We start from the raw sequence: 22,024 nt of genomic DNA on the forward strand, positions 1-22,024 counted from the left end.
CATGTCGGCCGTTCGCAGCAAGATTTGTGGGATTACCCGCATGGAAGATGCGTTGGCGGCGGTTGAGGCCGGGGCTGATGCGATCGGTTTCGTGTTCTATGCCAAAAGCCCTCGGGCCGTGACGTTTCAGCAGGCGCGCTCGATCATCGAGGCGTTGCCGCCGTTCGTGACCACTGTCGGGTTGTTCGTCAACGCCAGCCGCTGCGAGTTGGGAGAAATCCTCGACGCCGTGCCGCTGGACCTGTTGCAGTTCCATGGCGATGAAACCGCGGCGGAGTGCGAAGGCTGGCACCGTCCGTACATCAAGGCGCTGCGGGTCAAGGCCGGTGACGACATCGCGGCCGCCTGCGATGCGTTTCCAGGCGCCAGCGGTATCCTGCTCGACGCCTACGTTGAAGGCCTGCCCGGCGGAACCGGTGAAGCGTTTGACTGGTCTCTGATACCTCAAGGCTTGAGCAAACCGATCATCCTGGCGGGTGGCTTGACGCCGGACAACGTCGCCGAAGCGATTGCAAGGGTTCGGCCATATGCCGTGGACGTCAGCGGCGGGGTGGAGGCGAGCAAGGGCATCAAGGATCACGCAAAGATTCAGGCATTCATTAAAGCGGTACGCGGAAGCTGATGTGACGGCTGGCACACTGCCGCCGTCCACAGGCATGGCTGAGGGTTTTTGGGGTGTACGCAGGTCACGCTTCACTGACCCGGCAACCCATCGATCATCGCCACACATATGAATTTAGCTCAAGGGCATACGCGGGGCTGCGAACCAGAGCGTTCGGGCCGCCGGTACTGGAGAAAGAAAGCATGAGCAACTGGTTAGTAGACAAACTGATCCCTTCGATCATGCGTTCCGAGGTCAAGAAGAGCTCGGTGCCTGAAGGTCTGTGGCACAAATGCCCGTCTTGCGAGGCTGTGCTGTATCGTCCGGAGCTGGAAAAGACCCTGGACGTTTGCCCCAAGTGCAACCACCACATGCGTATCGGCGCACGCGCCCGCATCGATATCTTCCTCGACGCTGAAGGCCGTGCCGAACTGGGCGCGGACCTGGAGCCGGTTGACCGTCTGAAGTTTCGCGACGGCAAGAAGTACAAGGATCGCCTGACCGCTGCGCAGAAGCAGACCGGCGAAAAAGACGCCCTGATCTCCATGAGCGGCACCTTGCTGGGCATGCCGGTTGTGGTGGCAGCTTTCGAATTCTCCTTCATGGGGGGTTCGATGGGCGCCATCGTTGGCGAGCGTTTTGTTCGCGCCGCCAACTACGCGCTGGAAAATCGTTGCCCGATGATCTGCTTCTCCGCTTCCGGCGGTGCGCGGATGCAGGAAGCCCTGATCTCCCTGATGCAAATGGCCAAGACCTCTGCGGTGCTGGCGCGTCTGCGTGAAGAAGGCATTCCGTTCATCTCCGTACTGACCGACCCGGTCTACGGCGGTGTTTCCGCCAGTCTGGCGATGCTCGGCGACGTGATTGTCGGTGAGCCCAAAGCCCTGATCGGCTTCGCCGGTCCGCGCGTTATCGAGCAGACCGTTCGCGAAAAACTGCCGGAAGGTTTCCAGCGCAGCGAATTCCTGCTTGAACACGGTGCGATTGACATGATCATTCACCGTCAGGAACTGCGTCCGCGTCTGGGCAACCTGCTGGCACAAATGATGGGTCTGCCGACACCGCAATTCGTCGCGGCGCCAATCGAGCCAATCGTGGTCCCACCGGTGCCCGCCAACCTATGATCGAACGTACCCTTGGCGAGTGGCTCGCCTACCTTGAGCAGTTGCACCCTTCGGCCATCGACATGGGCCTGGAGCGCTCGCAGCAGGTAGCGTCCCGCATGGGACTGGGCAAGCCGGCGCCTCGGGTGATCACGGTCACCGGCACCAACGGCAAAGGTTCTACCTGCGCATTCGTGGCTTCGTTGCTGCGGGCGCAGGGTCTGAACGTCGGTGTCTACAATTCTCCGCATCTGCTGCGTTACAACGAGCGGGTGCAGGTCAATGGCATCGAAGCCACTGACGCTGAGCTGTGCGAAGCCTTTGCTGCGGTCGAGGCCGGTCGTGGCGACACTTCCCTGACGTACTTCGAAATGGGCACCCTGGCGGCGTTCTGGCTGTTTCAACACGCCAGTCTCGATGCGGTGGTGCTGGAAGTCGGGTTGGGCGGTCGTCTGGACACGGTCAATGTGGTCGACGCCGATATGGCGCTGGTCACCAGCATCGGTGTGGATCACGCGGACTATCTGGGCGATACCCGTGAATCCGTCGCGTTCGAAAAGGCCGGCATCTTCCGCCAGAGCGCGCCTGCGCTGTGTGGCGACCTGAATCCTCCACAACCCCTGCTGGATAAAGCGCGCGAGCTCAATTGCCCGTTTTTCCTGCGTGGGCGCGATTTCGACCTCGGTATCACCGATCACAACTGGCAATGGCGCGGTCTTGACGCTCAAGGGCGTGCTGTCGAGCTGCATGATCTGCCGTTGCTCGATCTGCCGATGGAAAACGCCGCGCTGGCGTTGCAGGCTTACCTGTTGCTCGGGTTGCCTTGGGTGGATGCACACATTATTGAAGCGCTGAAAGCCACTCGGGTGGTCGGTCGCCTCGATCGCCGTCAGTTCGACTGGCAGGGCAAGCGCCTGAACCTGTTGCTGGATGTGGGGCATAACCCCCATGCGGCAGAGTATCTGGCTCGTCGTCTGGCCAGCCGTGCACCGGCCGGCAAGCGTTTGGCAGTGTTCGGACTGTTGGCAGACAAGGATCTGGATGGTGTCGTCGGTGAATTGAGTGCTAGTGTCCAGCATTGGGCCGTCGCGCCGCTGGATTCGCCGCGAGCACGCCCGGTTGCCGATTTGCACGCAGCGTTGCATAACCTTGGCGCCTCGGTAACATCTTATGACAGCGTGGCGGCCGCCCTGGAAGGGCAATGCGCGCTGGCAACGAGCGACGACGAGATTCTGTTGTTCGGATCATTTTATTGTGTCGCCGAGGCCCTCGAATGGTTGTCCCGGCGCTCCACGGAGGAAGCGGCAAATGGCATTGCTGGATAAGGCATACAAACAGCGCATGGTCGGCGCCCTGGTTCTGGTGGCGCTGGCGGTGATTTTCCTGCCGATGCTGTTTTCCCGCCAGGATGAACAGCGTCAAGTGACGGTCGAAGCCCCGGCTGCGCCGCAAGCGCCGGTGGTGCCGCAAGTTCAGGTCGAGCCGGTGGCGGTGCCTGAACCGCAAGCGCTGCCTCAGGAACCTGTGCCGAGTGATGAAGAAATCGCTCAGCAAGAAGCACCGTCGACAGCGATTGCCCCGACTGTACCGGTGACGCCTGCGCCTGCCGCCAAACCGGTCGCGCCAACTGTGGCGCCAGCGCCGGCTCCGGCGAACAAGCCAACGGTTGCACCTGGCCAGCCCATCACGGCTGCACCGGGCAAGCCGGACACGACTCAAAGCCGCGTCGATGCCAATGGCCTGTCGGTCAGTTGGTCGGTGCAACTGGCCAGCCTGTCGAGCCGTGCCAGTGCAGAAAGCCTGCAGAAATCCCTGCGCAGCCAGGGTTACAACGCCTACATTCGAACTGCCGATGGCAAGAATCGGGTGTTTGTCGGGCCGCTGATCGAGCGGGCGGAAGCCGATCGTCTGCGTGACTTGTTGAGCCGCCAGCAGAACCTCAAGGGTTTTGTGGTGCGTTTCCAGCCTGAGCGTGGCTAACGAAACGCCAATCCCCGGCTCGATGTAGCAGATGTCGAGCCCCGCGAGGCTGCGTCCGGTCTGCGAAGCAGCCGTAAACCCTGCTTGCACGGTATGCCGGATAGACCGAATTGCCCGATTTTACGGCTGCTGCGCAGCCGGACGCAGGCTTCGCCAGCGGCTACAAGGACGAGTGCAGCTCGATAGGGGCTAAAACTATCGCGTCGATTTGAAATGCACTGACAATCGCAGCTTACCGATAGCCATGCGCTCTGCTAAAATGCGCCGCCTTATCCGTCTGTAGGCTGCACTGTGCCATTTACCTGGGTTGACTGGGCGATCGTTGCAATCGTCGCCATCTCCGCATTGATCAGTCTGAGCCGCGGCTTCGTCAAAGAAGCACTGTCGCTGGTGACCTGGATCATCGCAGGAGTCGTCGCCTGGATGTTCGGTGGTTCATTGTCCGAGTACCTCGCCGGATACATCCAAACGCCGTCGGCCCGTGTGATCACGGGCTGTGCCATCATGTTTGTCGCCACGTTAATCGTAGGCGCGATGATCAATTATCTTATCGGCGAATTGGTTCGCGTCACCGGGCTATCCGGGACCGATCGATTCCTCGGCATGGCCTTCGGTGCCGCGCGTGGCGTGTTGCTGGTGGTCGTGGCGGTCGGGCTGTTGAGCCTGGGGCCGGTACAGCAGGACGGGTGGTGGCAAGAGTCACAGCTCGTGCCAAAATTTCTATTGGTTGCAGACTGGTCCAAAAACCTGATTCTCGGGTGGAGCAGTCAGTGGCTTGCCAGTGGTATCAGCGTACCCGCTGAGATACCGTTCAAGGAGCACCTCTTGCCGATGGCCAAAACGCCTCAGTGAGTTGTGTTCAGTTCAGATCCATTAAGTAGGGGTTGCGTCGCATGTGTGGCATCGTCGGTATCGTCGGTAAGTCGAACGTCAATCAGGCGCTGTATGACGCGCTAACCGTCCTCCAGCACCGCGGCCAGGACGCTGCCGGTATCGTGACCAGCCATGATGGCCGGTTATTCCTGCGCAAGGACAATGGCCTGGTGCGTGACGTGTTCCATCAGCGTCACATGCAGCGCCTGGTCGGCCACATGGGCATTGGCCATGTGCGTTACCCGACCGCGGGCAGTTCGACTTCGGCCGAAGCCCAACCGTTTTACGTCAACTCGCCTTACGGCATCACTCTGGCGCACAACGGTAACCTGACCAACGTTGAACAGCTGGCCAAGGAGATTTACGAATCTGACCTGCGCCACGTCAATACCAATTCCGATTCGGAAGTGCTGCTCAACGTGTTCGCACACGAACTGGCCCAGCGCGGCAAGTTGCAGCCAACCGAAGAAGACGTGTTCGCCGCTGTGACTGACGTGCACAACCGTTGCGTCGGCGGTTACGCGGTCGTGGCGATGGTGACCGGTTACGGCATCGTCGGTTTCCGCGACCCGCACGGCATCCGTCCGATCGTCTTCGGTCAGCGTCACACCGACGAAGGCGTCGAGTACATGATCGCCTCCGAAAGCGTGTCCCTGGACGTGCTCGGTTTCACCCTTATTCGCGACCTGGCGCCGGGCGAAGCGGTCTACATCACTGAAGACGGCAAGCTGCACACCCGTCAGTGCGCGACCAACCCGTCCCTGACGCCGTGTATCTTCGAACACGTTTATCTGGCGCGTCCGGACTCGATCATCGACGGCGTGTCGGTCTACAAGGCCCGCCTGCGCATGGGCGAGAAACTCGCCGAGAAGATTCTGCGCGAGCGTCCGGACCACGACATCGACGTAGTCATCCCAATTCCGGACACCAGCCGCACCGCGGCCCTGGAGCTGGCGAACCACTTGGGCGTCAAGTTCCGCGAAGGCTTCGTGAAGAACCGCTACATCGGCCGGACCTTCATCATGCCGGGCCAGGCCGCACGGAAAAAGTCCGTGCGCCAGAAGCTCAACGCCATCGAGCTGGAATTCCGCGGCAAGAACGTGATGCTGGTGGACGACTCCATCGTTCGCGGCACCACCTGCAAGCAGATCATCCAGATGGCCCGCGAAGCCGGCGCCAAAAACGTTTACTTCTGCTCCGCTGCACCGGCCGTTCGTTACCCGAACGTCTACGGCATCGACATGCCGAGCGCTCACGAGTTGATCGCGCACAACCGTTCGACCCAGGACGTGGCTGATCTGATCGGCGCTGACTGGTTGATCTATCAGGACTTGCCTGACTTGATCGAAGCGGTCGGTGGCGGCAAGATCAAGATCGAGAAGTTCGATTGTGCGGTGTTCGACGGCCAGTACGTCACCGGCGACGTCGACGAGGCTTACCTGAACAAGATCGAGCAGGCCCGTAACGATGCCTCCAAGGTCAAGACGCAGGCAGTCAGTGCGATCATTGATCTGTATAACAACTAAGTAACTACCGGCCCTGAGGGGCCGGTTTTGTATCTACTAAAAAGAGCAAGGCAAGGAGTGACAGCATGAGTCAGGATTGGGATGCCGGTCGGCTGGACAGCGACCTCGAAGGCGTAGCGTTCGATACCCTGGCCGTACGCGCCGGTCAGCACCGCACGCCGGAAGGCGAACACGGTGATCCGATGTTCTTCACTTCCAGCTACGTATTCCGTACTGCCGCCGACGCAGCCGCACGTTTTGCCGGTGAAGTGCCGGGCAACGTTTACTCGCGCTACACCAACCCGACCGTGCGTGCGTTCGAAGAGCGCATTGCCGCGCTGGAAAGCGCCGAACAAGCCGTGGCCACGGCGACCGGCATGGCCGCGATCATGGCGGTGGTGATGAGCCTGTGCAGCGCCGGCGATCACGTGCTGGTGTCGCGTAGCGTGTTCGGTTCGACCATCAGCCTGTTCGAGAAGTACTTCAAGCGCTTTGGCATTGAAGTCGATTACGTGCCTCTGGCGGACTTGTCCGGCTGGGATGCGGCGATCAAGGCCAATACTAAATTGCTGTTCGTCGAATCGCCCTCCAACCCGCTGGCGGAGTTGGTGGACATCGCCGAGCTGTCGAAAATCGCTCATGCCAAAGGCACGATGCTGGTGGTCGACAACTGCTTCTGCACCCCGGCATTGCAGCAGCCGCTGAAGTTGGGCGCGGACATCGTCGTGCACTCGGCGACCAAGTTCATCGACGGCCAGGGCCGTTGCATGGGCGGTGTTGTGGCCGGTCGCAGCGAACAGATGAAAGAAGTCGTCGGTTTCCTGCGCACTGCCGGGCCGACCCTGAGCCCGTTCAACGCCTGGATCTTCCTCAAGGGCCTGGAAACACTGAGCCTGCGCATGAAGGCTCACTGTGCCAATGCCCAGCAACTGGCCGAATGGCTGGAGCAGCAGGAGGGCATCGAAAAAGTCCATTACGCCGGTCTCAAAAGCCATCCGCAGCACGAGTTGGCCCTGCGTCAGCAGAAAGGCTTCGGTGCGGTCGTGAGTTTCGAGGTCAAGGGCGGCAAAGAGGGCGCCTGGCGCTTTATCGACGCGACCCGTCTGATTTCCATCACCGCCAACCTCGGTGACAGCAAAACCACCATTACCCACCCAAGCACCACCTCTCACGGCCGTCTGGCGCCGCAAGAGCGTGAAGCCGCGGGCATTCGTGACAGCCTGATCCGCATCGCGGTCGGTCTGGAAGACGTGGCCGACCTGCAAGCCGATCTGGCGCGCGGGTTGGCTGCCTTGTGATCGAGTTGTCCGCGCCGGGTACTGGCACCAATGGCCGCGTTGCACTGGTCACGGGTGCTGCGCGGGGCATAGGTCTGGGGATCTCGGCCTGGCTGATCAGCGAAGGCTGGCAGGTGGTGCTGACTGATCTTGATCGAGTGCGCGGTTCGAAAGTGGCGAAGGTGCTCGGCGACAATGCCTGGTTCATCGCCATGGACGTCTCGAACGAAGGGCAGGTGGCATTGGGCGTCGCGGAGGTGCTGGGGCAGTTTGGGCGTCTGGATGCGCTGGTGTGCAATGCGGCGGTTGCCGATCCGCACAACATCACCCTTGAAAGCCTCGATCTGGCGTACTGGAATCGGGTGCTGGCGGTGAATCTCAGTGGGCCGATGCTGTTGGCCAAGCACTGTGCGCCGTATCTGCGCGCTCACAGCGGCGCGATCGTCAACCTGGCCTCGACCCGCGCCGGACAGTCGGAACCCGACACCGAGGCTTACGCGGCGAGCAAGGGCGGCCTGTTGGCCCTGACACATGCCTTGGCCATCAGCCTCGGGCCGGAAATTCGCGTCAACGCGGTCAGCCCCGGCTGGATCGATGCGCGAGATCCCTCTGCGCGCCGTGCCGAACCGTTGACTGATGCCGATCATGCCCAGCATCCGGCGGGCAGGGTAGGGACGGTCGAGGACGTGGCAGCGATGGTCGCCTGGCTGTTGTCCAAGAACGCCGGTTTCGTCACGGGCCAGGAGTTCGTGGTCGATGGCGGCATGACCAAGAAGATGATTTACAGCGAGTAATTCGGGCAGGGGCCGCGACAGCGGCGTCTTGAGGTTGCAGACCGCCATTGGCAGCGCTGCGGGAAATGACATGATTTTGTCTTTTTCAGAAAAACTTCAAGCGGGGTATTGACTTAGCTTCGGTACCTGCGTAAATTTCGCGGCCTCGGAGATGCAAACGGGTGATTAGCTCAGCTGGGAGAGCGTCTGCCTTACAAGCAGAATGTCGGCGGTTCGATCCCGTCATCACCCACCACTTCCGAGAGTCTTGCGAAAGCAAGATGGAAGCTTTTAAAAGCCTCCACCGACGCGCAGCGGTAGTTCAGTCGGTTAGAATACCGGCCTGTCACGCCGGGGGTCGCGGGTTCGAGTCCCGTCCGCTGCGCCATATTTTCCGAGTCAGGGTTTATTCTGGTTCGAGATTGAAAGCCTCGAAGCTTTCAGTCAGACGAGTTACTTGGACGCAAGTCCAAAGCGATACGCAGCGGTAGTTCAGTCGGTTAGAATACCGGCCTGTCACGCCGGGGGTCGCGGGTTCGAGTCCCGTCCGCTGCGCCATATCTGCCTCAAGGCCCACTGAACGCCTTGGAGCTACGAAGAAAGTTACTGCTAAAGCCAGTGCCTACTTCGAGTCGATAGCAAAGACCCTGGTCGAAAGACCGGGGTTTTTTGTGCCTGCGATTTGGCTTTTCTCCTTGTCTTCGCAACCAAGGGCATTTGCATCTGCCAGCCAAATGCCGCCGCGTGTCTAATTCTTCCTCCTCTCGACGATATCCCGCCATAAACGCCCAGCCCTGACTAGCCGGTGGCTGCGTGGCAGAAACCCCTGTCTTTCATTCGCGTAGTCAAATTTTTCCTGGGGGCAAAACGCATAAAGGGCTTGGTTTGAAGTATCAACACTAATTAGAATGAGTCGCATTTAAAATATTTCTTCGCGCAGGGTTCCTTTAGATGAGTGATGCAGCGATGCCGGCGGCGCAAACCTTTCACGACCTGTACCGCGACCATCGTGGCTGGCTCGAAAGCTGGTTGAGACGACGCATGAGCAATGGCCATGATGCGGCGGACTTGAGCCAGGATACGTTCGTGCGTTTACTCGCCAGCTCCCAGCACATCGCTGACCTGCAAGAACCCCGCGCCTATCTGGCGACCGTCGGCAAGCGACTGCTCACCAACTTCTATAAGCGCCGCAGCCTCGAACAGGCCTACCTCAGTGCGCTGGCGCTGCTGCCTGAGGATTGCGTGCCGTCTCCCGAGCAACGCTGGTTGCTGCTGGAAACCCTGCAAGCCCTGGATGAATTGCTCGATGGATTGCCGACCGCGGTGCGACGGGCGTTTCTCTGGAGCCAGTTGGAGGGTTTGGGTTATCACGAGATTGCGGAACGCCTGCAAGTCTCGGAGCGCACGATCAAGCGCTACATGGCCCAAGCCTACGAGCATTGCCTGCTGGTGGAATTGTGATCGGTTCGCCACCTTCGGCTGAAGCCCGGCAAGTGGTGCGGGCCGCCGCTCAATGGCTGGCACTCATGGAATCAGGCGCCGCCAACGAGCGCGATCGCGCCAATCTGCAGCGCTGGCGTGACAGCCATCCCAGTCATGATCAGGCCTGGCAGAAAGCCCAGCTCTTGCGTCAACGCTTTGCCGACCTGCCGTCGGCACTGGCCATGGCCAGCCTGGATCGGCCGCAGACGAGTCGGCGCACGGTGCTCAAGCGCGCCGTGGGGGCGGTGGCGCTGGTGCCAACTGCCTGGCTGATCAGTCGGCAGCTACCTCTGGATGTCTGGCGCGCTGACCTGCGGACCGCGACCGGGGAGGGCAAAAAAGTCCAGTTGGCCGATGGCAGCTCGCTGCAATTGAATACCGCGAGTGCCGTCGATATCGACCTGAAGAATCGGCGACTGACACTTGTGGAAGGCGAAATAGCGCTGAAGGTGCCCGGCACATCGCCACTGACGATCCAGACGCACTTCGGGCAAGTGGTCGTCAGTCAGAGCGAAGTGTGCGTTCGCCAGGGACAGACAGGGTGCAAGGTGTCGGTGCTTAAAGGCGCGGTGCAATTGCAGCCGTTGCGCGGACCAGTCTTTTCGTTGCGTGCAGGTCAGCAAGTCAGCCTTCAGGCGATGGGGGCAGGGCGCGTCGAACCTTTCGATGTGCTTGCTCCAGGCTGGCGCGACGGCGTGTTGATGGCGCAGAACCAGCCCCTGGGCGATTTTCTGCGCGAACTCAGCACCCATCGGCCGGGATTGTTGCGCTGGGAACCGGAGCTCGAATCCCTGCGCGTCACCGGCAGTTTCCGTCTGGACGACACCGATCGCATCCTGACGTTGCTGGCCGCCAGCTTGCCGCTGGAAGTGCAGAGACGAACCCGTTACTGGGTCACGTTACTGCCGCGTAAAAATAATGTCTGAAGCTTGTCCCCTTTTTTCGAGTCGCTTGTCATTCAAGGCAAGTGAAACGAAATCAGAGAGATTCTCAATGCCCGTAGTGATGCCCTGCAATTCGCGTCTGGGTTCTTCCAGGTTGCGCCCGTTGTTGCACTTGAGTCTGATGCTGAGTCTGAGTGCCTGTCCGTTGTTCATCACTGCCGGTTGGGCCGAAGACGCGCCTCGACGCAGTTACCAGGTGCCGGCAGGAAGCCTCAGTGCAGCGCTGACCCGTTTCGCCGGTCTGGCCGGGGTCAATCTGTCGGTGGACCCGGCGCTGGTGGGCAGTCGCACCAGCCCTGGTCTTTCCGGCGAGTATGCGGTCGAGGAGGGCTTTGCCCGACTGTTGCAGGGTTCCGGTCTGCAACTGCAGCCAGTGGGTGAAGAGGCGTACATCCTGACCCCGGCGCCAGAAGGCGGCAGCCTGCAACTGGGCGCCACCTCGATTGTCGGTGCCACTGACTCGGAGCACGGTGATCCGTATGTCGGCGGCCAGGTCGCGCGTCGCGGGTCGCAAGGCTTGCTGGGCTCGAAAGACTTTATGGAAACGCCGTTCAGCATGACCACCTACACCAGCGAGGTGGTCAAAAACCAGCAGGCGCGTACCTTGGGCGACCTGATCGCCAGCGATCCTTCGGTTCGTGTCACCAACCCGGCGGGTGGGCGCTATGAGCAGTTCACCATTCGAGGGTTGAGCCTGTTCAACAGTGATGTTTCCTACAACGGCCTCTACGGCGTGCTGCCGACCTATACGATCGACATGGAGATGGCTGACCGCGTCGATGTCATCAAGGGCCCGACCCAGCTGATCAACGGCATCTCGCCGCGGGGCAGCGTGGGCGGCGGGATCAACGTGGTGCCCAAGCGCGCGACCGACAAACCTATCACTTCGTTTACCGGTATGTACGCTTCCGACAGCCAGGTCGGTGGTGCCGTGGATGTCGGCCGGCGCTTTGGTGAAGACAACAAGTTCGGTCTTCGTTTCAACGGCGTGAAGCAGTCCGGCGACACCGAATGGGATCACCAGAATGTCGACCGCGAGATGGCCGTGCTGGGCCTGGATTTTCGCGGTGAACGCCTGCGACTCTCGACGGACATCGGGCGCACCGAGCGGGATACCGACGCACCGCAGGAGCGCGTACAGGTTGGCCCGAACGCGCAGGTGCCGCATGCCAGCGATGTGCGCCGCAACTATGCGCAGCCCTGGAGCAAGGCAAGCACCAACGACACGTTCGGCACGGTGAACGCTGAATTCGATGTCAACGACTCCGTCATGTTGTACGGCGGCGTGGGCGCGCGCAAAAGTAACCATGAATTCCTCCGACATGCCGTTTCAGTCATCAACGACGCCGGCAATTTCAGCGTTCTACCCCGTGACTTCACCCGTGACGAAAATGTCCGCACGGCCACGGCGGGTGTGCGCAACTGGTTCCGTACCGGCCCGGTAAGCCATGAAGTCAACCTGGCCGCCAGCTATTACTACATGGACTTCGAAAATGGCGGCGCCCGTTATGCCGCGGGCAACAGCAACATTTATAACCCCGTTGAAACACCAACGCCTGGCAGGCCCACGCGACAGGATTCGGAGGTCTATACCGAGAACCGGTCCACCGGCGTGGCGTTGTCCGACACCCTGGGTTTCTTCGATGACCGCTTGCTGCTGACCCTCGGCGCCCGCTGGCAGCGCGTGAAGGTTGACGACTGGACCGATAACGTCAGAGGCGATACCGCTTACGACGAGGAAAAGGTTTCGCCGTCGGGCGGCATCCTGTTCAAGGCAACCGACAAGCTGTCGCTGTATGCCAACTACATGGAAGGCCTGAGCCAAGGCAAGATCGCGCCGTCGACCTCGATTAACGAGGACCAGATCTTCCCGCCGTTCATCAGCCGCCAGGTCGAAGTCGGTGCCAAGTACGACGCCGGTGCGTTCGCCGTCACCGCCGCCGTGTTCCGCATCAAGCAGCCGGCCTACGAGACCAACGCCACGACCCGCGTCTTCGGCCCCAACGGCAAGCGTGAGAACACGGGTGTGGAACTGAGTATGTTCGGTGAGCCACTCGATGGCTTCCGCCTGCTCGGCGGCGTCATGTACATCGACAGCGAGTTGAATGACACCACCAATGGCACCTTCGACGGCAACCGGGCCCCGGCCACACCGAAATACAACGTCAACCTGGGCGCCGAGTGGGACGTGCCGACTGTACAGGGCCTGACCCTGACCAGCCGCGGTATCTATTCCAGCTCGCAGTACCTGGACCAGTCCAACAACAAGGAAATCGACTCCTGGGAGCGTTTCGACGTGGGCGCACGCTATGCGTTCAAGGTCGAGGAAAAGAACATCACCCTGCGTGCCAATGTCGAGAACGTGGCGGACAAGCGCTACTGGAGTTCGGCCGGAGCCTCGGATGACAGCGAGCCTGGCTTGACGCTGTCGACCCCGCGCACCTACCTGCTTTCGGCGACCGTCGACTTCTGATTCACCCGTGTCATGCGCCCCAGGGAGCGGGGCGCCATTGTTGGATGACCTGATTCGTATAGAGGAAGGACATATGCACACCCTCAGTTAATGAACAATCAAGACACTTGCGTATAAGTCGCTATTTGTCGATAGCCTATATATAAGTTGTCAGTAACATTACAAGATCATGGCCAGACAATGGCACTTCCGGAATTCATACCAGGTTTATTAACTTGGTTTTTTGCGTGCCTGATTATTTTTAAAGTAGTTCAAATCGCTATATGTAAATGTCCAAATCGGTAGTAAGAATTAGTTGCAACAACTCTCAAATGAGAATAAGTTGCATATCGAATTTAACGAGGGTGAAGCGATGTTGAATGATGGCGTATTGCACTCTAATCCTTTGCAAAAGACCAATGCCGACTATTTGGCTCGACAAAGCAAGTTCGAATCTAATGTACGCAGTTATCCACGCAAGTTGCCGCTGGCCATTGCCAAGGCGCACGGGCTCTGGGTGACCGATGTCGAGGGCAATACTTACCTCGACTGCCTGGCCGGCGCCGGCACTTTGGCCCTGGGGCACAATCATCCGGCCGTCATGGCCAGCCTCGACAGCTTCCTCGCCTCAGGCCTGCCGATGCACACGCTGGACCTGACCACCGCGGTCAAGGACGCTTTCAGCGAAACCCTGCTCAGCCTGTTGCCGAACCAGGGCCGCGATTACTGCCTGCAATTTTGCGGGCCGTCCGGGGCGGATGCGGTGGAGGCTGCGCTGAAACTGGCCAAGACCTATACCGGGCGCAACAACATCATCAGTTTCTCCGGGGCCTACCATGGCATGACCCACGGCGCCCTGGCCCTGACCGGCAACACGGCGCCGAAAAATGCCATCGCCAGCCTGATGCCCGGGGTGCAGTTCATGCCGTACCCCCACGAATACCGTTGCCCACTGGGCATTGGCGGTGAGGCCGGGGTCGAGGCCTTGACCCACTATTTCACCCAGTTCATCGAAGATGTTGAAAGCGGCGTGTCACTGCCCGCGGCGGTGATCCTTGAAGCGGTGCAGGGTGAGGGCGGGGTCAACTGTGCCCCGGCGGGCTGGCTGCGGGCGATCCGTGAGGTGACGCGCAAGCACGGCATCCTGCTGATCCTCGACGAAGTGCAGACCGGTTTCGGTCGCACCGGCAAGATGTTTGCCTTCGAACACGCCGGCATCGAGCCGGACCTGATCGTCATGTCGAAAGCGGTCGGTGGCGGTTTGCCCATGGCGGTGCTGGGCATCCGTCGTGAATTCGACGCCTGGGAGCCAGGCAATCACGCCGGGACGTTCCGTGGCAACCAGATGGCCATGGCCGCGGGGCTGGCCACGTTGCAAGTGCTGCAACAGCAAAACCTCGCCGCCCAGGCCGAGCGCCAGGGCCAGTGGCTCAAGGACCGACTGGTCGAGTTGCAGGCGCATTATCCGGCCCTCGGCCAAGTGCGCGGTCGTGGCCTGATGCTGGGCATCGAGATCGTCGATGAGCGCCAGTCGGCTGATCGCCACGGGCATTTCCCGACGGACCCGGCGCTGGCCGTGGCCATTCAGCAACAGTGCTTCAAACAAGGCCTGTTGCTGGAACGCGGCGGTCGCAAGGGCAATGTCATCCGCTTGTTGCCGCCCTTGATTATCGACGATGAACAATGCCAGCAAGTCATCCAGCGTTTTGATAATGCAATGGCGGCAGCGTTATTGCAGTTACGCCCTTGAATGAGTCAATCGAAGTTGCGGTGGCAGTCTGTCGAATCACTGTTTGATGGCAGTGCTGCGAGTAACTTTGATGTTCATCTGATTGTTTAAAAAGGTTCAATGAAGTGATGTCGTTACGTGGGGTTTCGTCGGCTGTTAAACAGATCGATCAGCAACTAATTTCTTCGCCATATAACGTGTCCAGTGGCCTCGCGGGCTATTGTGGAGCACCCATGAATCATCCAGATCGCAGTGTTTTATCGAATATGGTCAGTGAGTTGGCGACGACGCGCGCGTTGCTTAATTGTTTGATCAAAGAGTTCGCCTTGCCGGAAAACTGCCTCAGTTACAGTTGGCCGACACAGATGCAAGGTATCCCCCCGGGCAGTTACCTCGAGGGCCTGGAATGGAAGGGCATTCCCCTGACCATCAGCCTGCCCAACCAGCAGCAGTTCTTTGTGATGGTGGACCGCCGTGATGGTCTGGGCAGTCACCGTTACCTGTCGGACGTTTATGCCCGGCGTGGCGAGGGCGACTGGTCGTGCCTGAGATTCACCGAATTCGTCGAGCAGTTGCTCGCGGCCTGCGAACACATGACCCGTGCCAGCAATGATGAGTTGCTGGATCAGGTGTTGCAAAGCCAGTTGCTGACCGCGGCCATCGTCGGCCACAACATGGACGGTCAGCACCCGGCACCGCTCAGTGGTTACCTCGCCAGCGAACAGGGCTTGTGGTTCGGTCATCCGAACCACCCGGCACCCAAGGCGCGCCTGTGGCCAGCGCATCTGGCCCAGGAAACCTACGCCCCGGAATTCCAGGCTCGCACGCCGTTGCACCTGTTCGAGGTGCCGCTGGAAGGATTGAACGTCGGGGCCAACGGCCTGAGCAAGGCCCAAGTGCTGGCCGGTTTTGCCGATCAAGCGCAGGCACGGCCAGGGCGCGCGGTTATCTGCATGCATCCGGTGCAGGCGCAGTTGTTCATGCAGGATGGCCGGGTTCAGCGTTTGTTGAAATCCGCGGCCATTGTCGATCTTGGCGCCACAGGGCTGATGGCCAACCCCACGGCGTCCATCCGAACCTGGTACATCGAGGGCCATGAGTTCTTCATCAAGGGCTCGCTGAACGTGCGCATCACCAACTGCGTCAGGAAAAACGCCTGGTACGAACTGGAAAGCGCACTGATGATCGACCGGGTCTTTCGTAACCTCCAATTGACCCAACCCGAAACTCTGGGCGGGCTGTCGGTGGTGGCTGAGCCGGGCAACCTGAGCTGGGCGCCGCAACAGGCCAGCGAAGCCGATAACCACTGGTTCCGCGAACAGACCGGGGCAATCCTGCGGGAAAACTTCTGCCTCGACACCGGCACCGACTGCAGCATCATGGCCGGTACGTTGTTCGCTCGTGGCCTGCATTTGCCGCCGTTGGTGCATGAGTTCCTGAGCCGGTTCAACGGCAATGACATCGACGATCAAACGCTGTTGAGCTGGTTCGACGACTATCAGGCGCTGTTGCTACGGCCGGTGCTGGCGCTGTTCTTCAACCACGGCATTGTCATGGAACCGCACTTGCAGAACAGCGTGCTGGTGCATGATAACGGTCGCCCGCAACGCTTGCTGCTGCGGGATTTCGAAGGGGTCAAACTGACCGACGAACTGGGGGCCTCGCGGATCGATGCAGACGTTCACCCACGGGTGCGCGAGTCGCTGCTGTATTCTCGCCAGCAAGGCTGGAATCGCATCGTCTATTGTCTGTTCGTCAACAACTTGTCCGAGGCTGTACTGGCCTTGAGTTGGGAACGTCCGCACCTGGCGCCGCTGATGTGGCAACGGGTGGAGCAGCAATTGGTCAGCATCCGCGCCGAATTGACCCGCGCTGCGCCGGAGCTGGATGCCCTGATCGCCGGTCAGCCGATTGCCTGCAAAACCAACCTGAAAGTCCGCCTCGCAGCCAAGGCCGATCGCCAGGCCAGCTACGTCAGTCTGGTGTCCCCGTGGGGCAAGGAAGCCAAGCATGGATAAGTTGCCCGAAACGGTATTGGCCGCCATCGACGAAGCCCGCGTTCAACACGAAGATCCGCTGGCGCTGTTCATCTATGACCTGGACGCGCTGAAACAGCACGTGACGCAAGTGATGGCAGCGCTGCCCGACGGCGTAGAGCTTTACTACGCGATCAAGGCCAACAGCGAACCGCAAATCCTCGCCGCTGTGGCGCCATTGGTGCATGGCTTCGAGATTTCCTCCGGCGGTGAGATCGATCGCCTCCATGCCTGCCCGACGCGCAAGCGATTCATCTTTTCCGGCCCCGGCAAACTGGATTCCGACCTGCGTTCGGCGCTGCAACATCAAGTCGAAGCGATTCACATCGAAAGCCTGAACGAGATCGTCCGCCTGCAACGGTTGGCACTGGAAGCGGGGCGCGTGCAAGACGTCTTGCTGCGGATCAATCCTGAACTGCCGTCACCACTCTCCAGCAAACTGGCGATGGCCGGCACGGCGACACCGTTCGGAATCGATGAGTCGCAACTGGCTCAGGCAGTGAGTTGGGTTGATAACGCCAGCCACCTGCGGCTCAAGGGCTTCCATGTGCATGCGATGTCCCATCAGTCGCTGGTGGAACGCCATGAACAATTGCTCGATCTGTACTTGCAGCGCTGGCCGCAATGGAAGGCGTTGTCGGCCGATCCCGCAGCGGTCACTCACCTCAACGTGGGCGGTGGCATCGGCGTCAATTACCTCGGGCCGCAGCAATTCGACTGGCAGCGCTTGTGTACGCATTTGGCGCAGAGCCTTGCCGCCTGTGCCGATGCGCCCATCGTGCGCTTTGAGCCCGGTCGTTTCATCAGCGCCTTCTGCGGCTATTACGCCATTGAAGTGCTGGACAGGAAAACCAGTCACGGCAAGCACTTCCTGGTCTGTCGGGGCGGCACTCATCAGTTCCGTTTGCCGGTTGCCCAGGGCCATGATCACCCGGTCATTCATCTGCCCCGGCATCGCGTCACGTCAACAGCGCCACAACAGCAGTGGACGGTCGTTGGGCAACTCTGTACGCCAAAGGATGTGCTGAGCCGCGATTGCCCGCTCACGGAGGTGGAGATCGGCGACATGCTGGTACTGCCCCTGGCCGGTGCCTATGGCTACAACATCTCCCACGCCGATTTCCTCTGTCATCCGCGACCACCGCAGGTGTTTGTGCAAGAAGCCGGAGTCGCACCGTGGGATTGACGTTTGCCGTGCCGCGCTGGTTGGTGGTGGTCAACGTGCTGTTGGGCACGCTGACGGTCAGCCTGAACAACAGCTCGCTGAATCCGGCGTTGCCAGCGTTCATGGAGGCCTTTGATATCGGTCCGCTGTTGGCCACCTGGATCGTGGCCGCGTTCATGGTGAGCATGGGCATGACCATGCCGCTCACCAGTTTTCTCAGCCAGCGGGTGGGGCGCAAATCCCTTTATTTGTGGGGCGTGGCGTTGTTTGTCTGCGGTTCGCTGCTAGGGGCGTTGGCCAACTCCATCGCGCTGGTGATTGCCGCGCGCGTGGTGCAAGGCATTGCCAGCGGGCTGATGATTCCGCTGTCGCTGGCGATCATTTTTTCGGTGTACGCCAAGGGCGAGCGGGGCAGGGTTACTGGCCTGTGGGGCGCGGCGGTCATGTTGGCGCCGGCGTTGGGGCCCTTGTGCGGGAGCCTGATGCTGGAGTGGTTCAGTTGGCGCTCGCTGTTCCTGATGAATGTGCCGATTGGCCTGTTGGCGCTGATCCTTGGCGTCGGCGTGCTGCCGGCTTGCGAAGCATTGGAACGCAAACCTTTCGACCTGGCGGGTTACCTGTTGATCGCGACGGGCATCGGCCTGCTGATGATTGCCGTTGGCCGCCTGCGCCATGCCGAGGCCCTCACTGATCCGCTCAACCTCGGCATGCTGCTGACAGCCATTGTGTGTCTGGTCGCGTTTGTTCGACTGGAACTGAACCGGACTTCGCCGCTGCTCAACCTGCGCATCTTTGCCCTGCGCGGTTATCGCTTGAGCGTGATCATCGCCGTGGTGCAGTCGGTCGGCATGTTCGAGTGCCTGGTGCTGCTGCCGCTGCTGGTGCAAGTGGTGATGGGCTACAGCGCTATCTGGACCGGCCTGTCGCTGCTGTGCACGGCGTTGTTCGCCAGCCTGTTCGGGCATCTGGGCGGCAAGTGGCTGGACCGTCACGGCCCGCGCGGCGTGGTGTTCTGGGGGTTGCTGCTGACCGGGGGCGCCACGCTGGGATTGGGCATGCTGGGGGCTGGCGCTTCAATCGGTGTGGTGTTTTTCCTGATGATGGTCCGCGGCGCCGGGCTGGGCCTGTCCTACATCCCCATCACCACCGCCGGGCTCGATGCGCTGCCTGAACCGATGGTCACGCAAGGCGCGGCGATGAACAACATTTCCCGTCGTCTCGTCTCGTCGCTGGCCATCGTGATTGCGTCCCTGTGGCTGGAACTCCGGCTGACTGCCGAGACCGGGGGCGGGGTGGCTTCGATGGCCAGTTCGGGGGCGATCAGCGAGGTCTTCATGGCCACCGGCATCCTCATCCTGCTGGCATTGCCCTGTGCCTGGCGTTTTCCCGTTCACGCATCCGACGAGCCGGCCGAGGCATTGCCCTCGGCCCTCGAACACCGTTAATTCTTTCACGGACAAGGTTATGACTATGGCGACTTCTTCACAGGCAACACAACAGGCTGCGGATTCTGCGCCAGGCGTCTGGCTGGCAACGGCCGATCCGCGCCACTATCAGCAAGTGGAACAGCGCGTGGTGGGTCAACTGCTGCAAACGCTGTTGTATGAAAACGTCTTGCCGTATCGCCATTCGCCCCTCGATGGCGGCCAGTACCGTTTTGTTGTCAGCGGTATCGACGCGCAGCAACAACCGGTGGAGTACCACTGCAATGGATTGCTCAGCGAAAGCTTCGAGCTGATCCGCGTCGACTATGCCAGCCTCGAACGCGTTGACGCGTTGGGCGCACGCCGCCGGCCGCACCTCCATCAAGCATTGGCGGAGCTGCTGAGCGAACTCCAGGACAGCCCGCACCTGCCACGCTTCACCCATGAGCTTGAACAAACGATGCTCAAGGATCTGCAATCGCGCAGTCAGGGTTATCAAGCGGCCAAGCCATCCCATCAACTGGACGTCGATGCGCTGGAACAGCACTTCATGGACGCCCACAGCTATCACCCTTGCTACAAATCGCGCATCGGCTTCTCGCTGAAAGACAACGCGAGCTACGGACCGGAATTTGCCGCGCCTGTTGCCATCGTCTGGCTGGCAGTAGCGAAAACCTGCGGGGCGATGAACATCTCGCGGCACCTGAATTACGACGATTTTATCCAGCAGGAATTCGGACTTCAGCGCTGGCAGGAACTGGCTGAAAGCCTCACCGATCAAGGCAAGGCGATGGGCGATTACTGGCTGATGCCGGTGCACCCGTGGCAGTGGGAAAACATCATCGTTCCGGTGTTCTACCCGGAGCTGGTCAGCGGCGAAGTGATCCATCTGGGCACCACCAATGACCGGTATCAGGCGCAACAGTCGATCCGCACCCTGGCCAACGTTACGGAGAAAAAGCGGCCTTACGTCAAGCTCGCGCTGAGCATGACCAACACCTCCAGCACGCGAATTCTGGCCCGGCATACGGTGATGAACGGCCCGATCATCACCGACTGGTTGCAGCAGTTGATCGGCAGCGACAGCACCGCCCGCGACCTTGGCTTTGTGATTCTCGGCGAAGTGGTCGGCGTCAGCTTTGACTACGATCACCTGCCTGCCACGCGGATGTCCCAGGCCTACGGCACGATGGGCAGCCTATGGCGCGAGAGCATTCACCAATACCTGCAAGACGACGAGCAAGCGGTGCCGTTCAATGGTTTGAGCTCCGTGGACAACCGCTACGGCAGCGGTGAACAGAAGCCGTTTATCGATGCCTGGATCAAGCAATACGGCCTGCACGCCTGGACCCGCCAACTGCTGCAAGTCGCGGTGTCGCCGATCATCCACATGCTCTACGCCGAAGGCATCGGCATGGAGTCCCATGGGCAGAACATCGTCCTGATCGTGAAGCAGGGCTGGCCGCAACGTATCGCCCTGAAAGACTTCCATGACGGCGTGCGCTATTCGCCGCAACACCTCGGTCGCCCCGAGCTGTGCCCGACCCTGGTGCCGCTGCCCGCCAGCCACGCCAAGCTCAATCGCAACTCGTTCATCCTCACCGACGACCTGGATGCGGTCCGGGATTTTTCCTGTGATTCATTCTTTTTCATCGCCCTGGCCGAGATGGCGATCTTCCTGCATCAGCACTATCAGCTCGAAGAGGCCCTGTTCTGGCAGATGACTGCCGAGGTCATCACTGCTTACCAGGCTGAACATCCGCAACACCGTCCGCGTTATGCCGCGTTTGATGTGTTCGCGCCGTTCTATGAAGTGGAAGAGTTGACCAAGCGCCGCCTGCTGGGCGACGGCGAACGTCGTTTCAAATCGGTGCCGAATCCGTTGCACGCGTTCCGGCCGCAATCATGCTGAGGACCAATCTGCTCAAGCAGAAGCTCAGAACAGGTGAGCCGGTCTACGGCCTGATCAGCTCGATTCCGTCGCCAGCGGCCATCGAACTGATTGCCGAAGCCGGTTTCGATTTCGTGATCATCGATATGGAACACGTGCTGATCAACCCCGAGACCGTGGAGAACATGATCCGCACCGCCGAGAGTTACGCGCTGACCCCGCTGGTGCGAGTGGCGGACCTCAACCCGAAAACCCTGCTGCGCCTGCTCGATGGCGGCGCCCAGGGCATTGTGTTGCCGATGATCGAAGGCCCCGAGCCTTTGGCCGAAAGCATTCGAGCCTGCAAATACCACCCGCAGGGCACCCGCAGCCTGAATGCCGGGCGCCCCGGTGCGTTTGGCAAACACAGCCTGGCGGAGTACGTCGCACTGGCCAACGAGCAAATCATGGTCGTGGCGATGATCGAAAGTGCCGAAGGTGTGCGGCGGGCGGCAGAGATTGCCGCCGTGCCCGGCCTCGACATGATCCTCGAAGGGGCTGCCGATTTGTCGCAATCGATGGGCATGCCCTGGCAGATCGACCGACCGGAGGTGCAGCAAGCGCTGCTCTCCAGTTGGCAAGCGGCGAGTGCCGCAGGCGTGCCGTATTGCGCGATTCCGCGTCAGCCGGGTGACCACCAACGATGGTTGGCGCGCGGCGTAAAAAGTTTTGTTTTGGGTGACGAGCGTGGCATCGCTTTTCGTGCCCTCCAGGCCAAATTGGCCGCCACTTCAGCAGAAGGAAAATAAT

17 protein-coding genes and 3 tRNA genes are annotated in these 22,024 nt (G+C 60.5%); all 20 read left to right on the forward strand.

Translation table 11 applies throughout. The features are described 5' to 3' along the window. Position 1: 1 nt before the first annotated feature. The 20 genes from BLW70_RS15245 (at position 2) to BLW70_RS15340 (ending at position 22,023) form a co-directional block, all read left to right on the forward strand. Positions 2 to 622, forward strand: a complete 621-nt coding sequence (locus BLW70_RS15245) for a phosphoribosylanthranilate isomerase (RefSeq protein ID WP_074875240.1) — start codon at positions 2 to 4, stop codon at positions 620 to 622. A 182-nt stretch (positions 623 to 804) separates the two neighbouring features. Further along, a complete protein-coding gene (accD, locus tag BLW70_RS15250) occupies positions 805 to 1,725 on the forward strand; it encodes an acetyl-CoA carboxylase, carboxyltransferase subunit beta (RefSeq protein WP_074875242.1) in 921 nt (306 codons plus the stop codon). Then, the gene (gene folC / locus BLW70_RS15255; RefSeq protein WP_074875243.1) at positions 1,722 to 3,029 is read left to right on the forward strand and encodes a bifunctional tetrahydrofolate synthase/dihydrofolate synthase; all 1,308 of its coding nucleotides are present in this window, start codon (positions 1,722 to 1,724) and stop codon (positions 3,027 to 3,029) included. The genes accD and folC overlap by 4 nt, the downstream gene beginning before the upstream one ends. Beyond that, entirely contained in the window at positions 3,013 to 3,684 is a 672-nt protein-coding gene (locus BLW70_RS15260; RefSeq protein WP_074875245.1) for an SPOR domain-containing protein, read from the forward strand. Before folC ends, BLW70_RS15260 begins: the two co-directional genes overlap by 17 nt. A 291-nt stretch (positions 3,685 to 3,975) precedes the next feature. Then, positions 3,976 to 4,536: a CvpA family protein gene (locus BLW70_RS15265; RefSeq protein ID WP_074875247.1), complete on the forward strand. Its 561-nt coding sequence runs from the start codon at positions 3,976 to 3,978 to the stop codon at positions 4,534 to 4,536. 41 nt (positions 4,537 to 4,577) lie between these two features. Next, the gene (purF, locus tag BLW70_RS15270) at positions 4,578 to 6,083 is read left to right on the forward strand and encodes an amidophosphoribosyltransferase (RefSeq protein ID WP_007905939.1); all 1,506 of its coding nucleotides are present in this window, start codon (positions 4,578 to 4,580) and stop codon (positions 6,081 to 6,083) included. 65 nt (positions 6,084 to 6,148) lie between these two features. Beyond that, complete coding sequence (locus BLW70_RS15275) at positions 6,149 to 7,360, forward strand: O-succinylhomoserine sulfhydrylase (protein ID WP_074875249.1); 1,212 nt, start codon at positions 6,149 to 6,151, stop codon at positions 7,358 to 7,360. Beyond that, positions 7,357 to 8,133 carry an SDR family oxidoreductase gene (locus tag BLW70_RS15280; RefSeq protein WP_074875251.1) on the forward strand — a complete coding sequence of 259 codons (777 nt, stop codon included), beginning with the start codon at positions 7,357 to 7,359 and terminating at the stop codon, positions 8,131 to 8,133. The genes BLW70_RS15275 and BLW70_RS15280 overlap by 4 nt, the downstream gene beginning before the upstream one ends. Before the next feature lie 159 nt (positions 8,134 to 8,292). After that, positions 8,293 to 8,368, forward strand: a tRNA-Val gene (locus BLW70_RS15285). Between the two features lie 55 nt (positions 8,369 to 8,423). Then, positions 8,424 to 8,500: transfer RNA gene (locus BLW70_RS15290), tRNA-Asp, on the forward strand. Positions 8,501 to 8,593: 93 nt separating this feature from the next. Beyond that, positions 8,594 to 8,670, forward strand: a tRNA-Asp gene (locus BLW70_RS15295). Positions 8,671 to 9,063: 393 nt separating this feature from the next. Then, positions 9,064 to 9,573, forward strand: a complete 510-nt coding sequence (locus BLW70_RS15300; RefSeq protein WP_008145604.1) for a sigma-70 family RNA polymerase sigma factor — start codon at positions 9,064 to 9,066, stop codon at positions 9,571 to 9,573. Further along, a complete protein-coding gene (locus BLW70_RS15305; RefSeq protein ID WP_074875253.1) occupies positions 9,570 to 10,520 on the forward strand; it encodes a FecR domain-containing protein in 951 nt (316 codons plus the stop codon). Before BLW70_RS15300 ends, BLW70_RS15305 begins: the two co-directional genes overlap by 4 nt. Positions 10,521 to 10,587: 67 nt before the next feature. After that, a complete protein-coding gene (locus BLW70_RS15310) occupies positions 10,588 to 13,011 on the forward strand; it encodes a TonB-dependent receptor (RefSeq protein WP_074875255.1) in 2,424 nt (807 codons plus the stop codon). Positions 13,012 to 13,363: 352 nt separating this feature from the next. Next, on the forward strand, positions 13,364 to 14,740 hold the full coding sequence (locus tag BLW70_RS15315) for a diaminobutyrate--2-oxoglutarate transaminase (protein ID WP_074880584.1): 1,377 nt from the start codon (positions 13,364 to 13,366) through the stop codon (positions 14,738 to 14,740). A 212-nt stretch (positions 14,741 to 14,952) separates the two neighbouring features. Further along, positions 14,953 to 16,737, forward strand: a complete 1,785-nt coding sequence (locus BLW70_RS15320) for an IucA/IucC family protein (RefSeq protein ID WP_074875257.1) — start codon at positions 14,953 to 14,955, stop codon at positions 16,735 to 16,737. Further along, on the forward strand, positions 16,730 to 17,941 hold the full coding sequence (locus tag BLW70_RS15325; protein ID WP_074875259.1) for a type III PLP-dependent enzyme: 1,212 nt from the start codon (positions 16,730 to 16,732) through the stop codon (positions 17,939 to 17,941). The genes BLW70_RS15320 and BLW70_RS15325 overlap by 8 nt, the downstream gene beginning before the upstream one ends. Next, positions 17,938 to 19,365, forward strand: a complete 1,428-nt coding sequence (locus BLW70_RS15330) for a DHA2 family efflux MFS transporter permease subunit (protein WP_074880586.1) — start codon at positions 17,938 to 17,940, stop codon at positions 19,363 to 19,365. Before BLW70_RS15325 ends, BLW70_RS15330 begins: the two co-directional genes overlap by 4 nt. A gap of 25 nt (positions 19,366 to 19,390) precedes the next feature. After that, entirely contained in the window at positions 19,391 to 21,256 is a 1,866-nt protein-coding gene (locus tag BLW70_RS15335) for an IucA/IucC family protein (protein ID WP_371916939.1), read from the forward strand. Further along, positions 21,250 to 22,023 carry an HpcH/HpaI aldolase family protein gene (locus BLW70_RS15340; RefSeq protein ID WP_074875263.1) on the forward strand — a complete coding sequence of 258 codons (774 nt, stop codon included), beginning with the start codon at positions 21,250 to 21,252 and terminating at the stop codon, positions 22,021 to 22,023. The genes BLW70_RS15335 and BLW70_RS15340 overlap by 7 nt, the downstream gene beginning before the upstream one ends. Position 22,024: the final 1 nt, after the last annotated feature.

Origin of the sequence: Pseudomonas frederiksbergensis (assembly GCF_900105495.1) — a bacterium.
GTDB classification, from domain to species: domain Bacteria; phylum Pseudomonadota; class Gammaproteobacteria; order Pseudomonadales; family Pseudomonadaceae; genus Aquipseudomonas; species Aquipseudomonas frederiksbergensis.

Bases quoted from the DNA above. Each gene is read 5' to 3' on its own strand.
- BLW70_RS15310 (WP_074875255.1), top strand. From the start codon at position 10,588: ATGCCCGTAGTGATGCCCTGCAATTCGCGTCTGGGTTCTTCCAGGTTG.
- accD (WP_074875242.1), top strand. From the start codon at position 805: ATGAGCAACTGGTTAGTAGACAAACTGATCCCTTCGATCATGCGTTCC.
- BLW70_RS15275 (WP_074875249.1), top strand. From the start codon at position 6,149: ATGAGTCAGGATTGGGATGCCGGTCGGCTGGACAGCGACCTCGAAGGC.
- BLW70_RS15325 (WP_074875259.1), top strand. From the start codon at position 16,730: ATGGATAAGTTGCCCGAAACGGTATTGGCCGCCATCGACGAAGCCCGC.
- BLW70_RS15340 (WP_074875263.1), top strand. From the start codon at position 21,250: ATGCTGAGGACCAATCTGCTCAAGCAGAAGCTCAGAACAGGTGAGCCG.
- BLW70_RS15315 (WP_074880584.1), top strand. From the start codon at position 13,364: ATGTTGAATGATGGCGTATTGCACTCTAATCCTTTGCAAAAGACCAAT.
- BLW70_RS15335 (WP_371916939.1), top strand. From the start codon at position 19,391: ATGGCGACTTCTTCACAGGCAACACAACAGGCTGCGGATTCTGCGCCA.
- BLW70_RS15320 (WP_074875257.1), top strand. From the start codon at position 14,953: ATGAATCATCCAGATCGCAGTGTTTTATCGAATATGGTCAGTGAGTTG.
- BLW70_RS15300 (WP_008145604.1), top strand. From the start codon at position 9,064: ATGAGTGATGCAGCGATGCCGGCGGCGCAAACCTTTCACGACCTGTAC.
- purF (WP_007905939.1), top strand. From the start codon at position 4,578: ATGTGTGGCATCGTCGGTATCGTCGGTAAGTCGAACGTCAATCAGGCG.
- BLW70_RS15245 (WP_074875240.1), top strand. From the start codon at position 2: ATGTCGGCCGTTCGCAGCAAGATTTGTGGGATTACCCGCATGGAAGAT.
- folC (WP_074875243.1), top strand. From the start codon at position 1,722: ATGATCGAACGTACCCTTGGCGAGTGGCTCGCCTACCTTGAGCAGTTG.
- BLW70_RS15260 (WP_074875245.1), top strand. From the start codon at position 3,013: ATGGCATTGCTGGATAAGGCATACAAACAGCGCATGGTCGGCGCCCTG.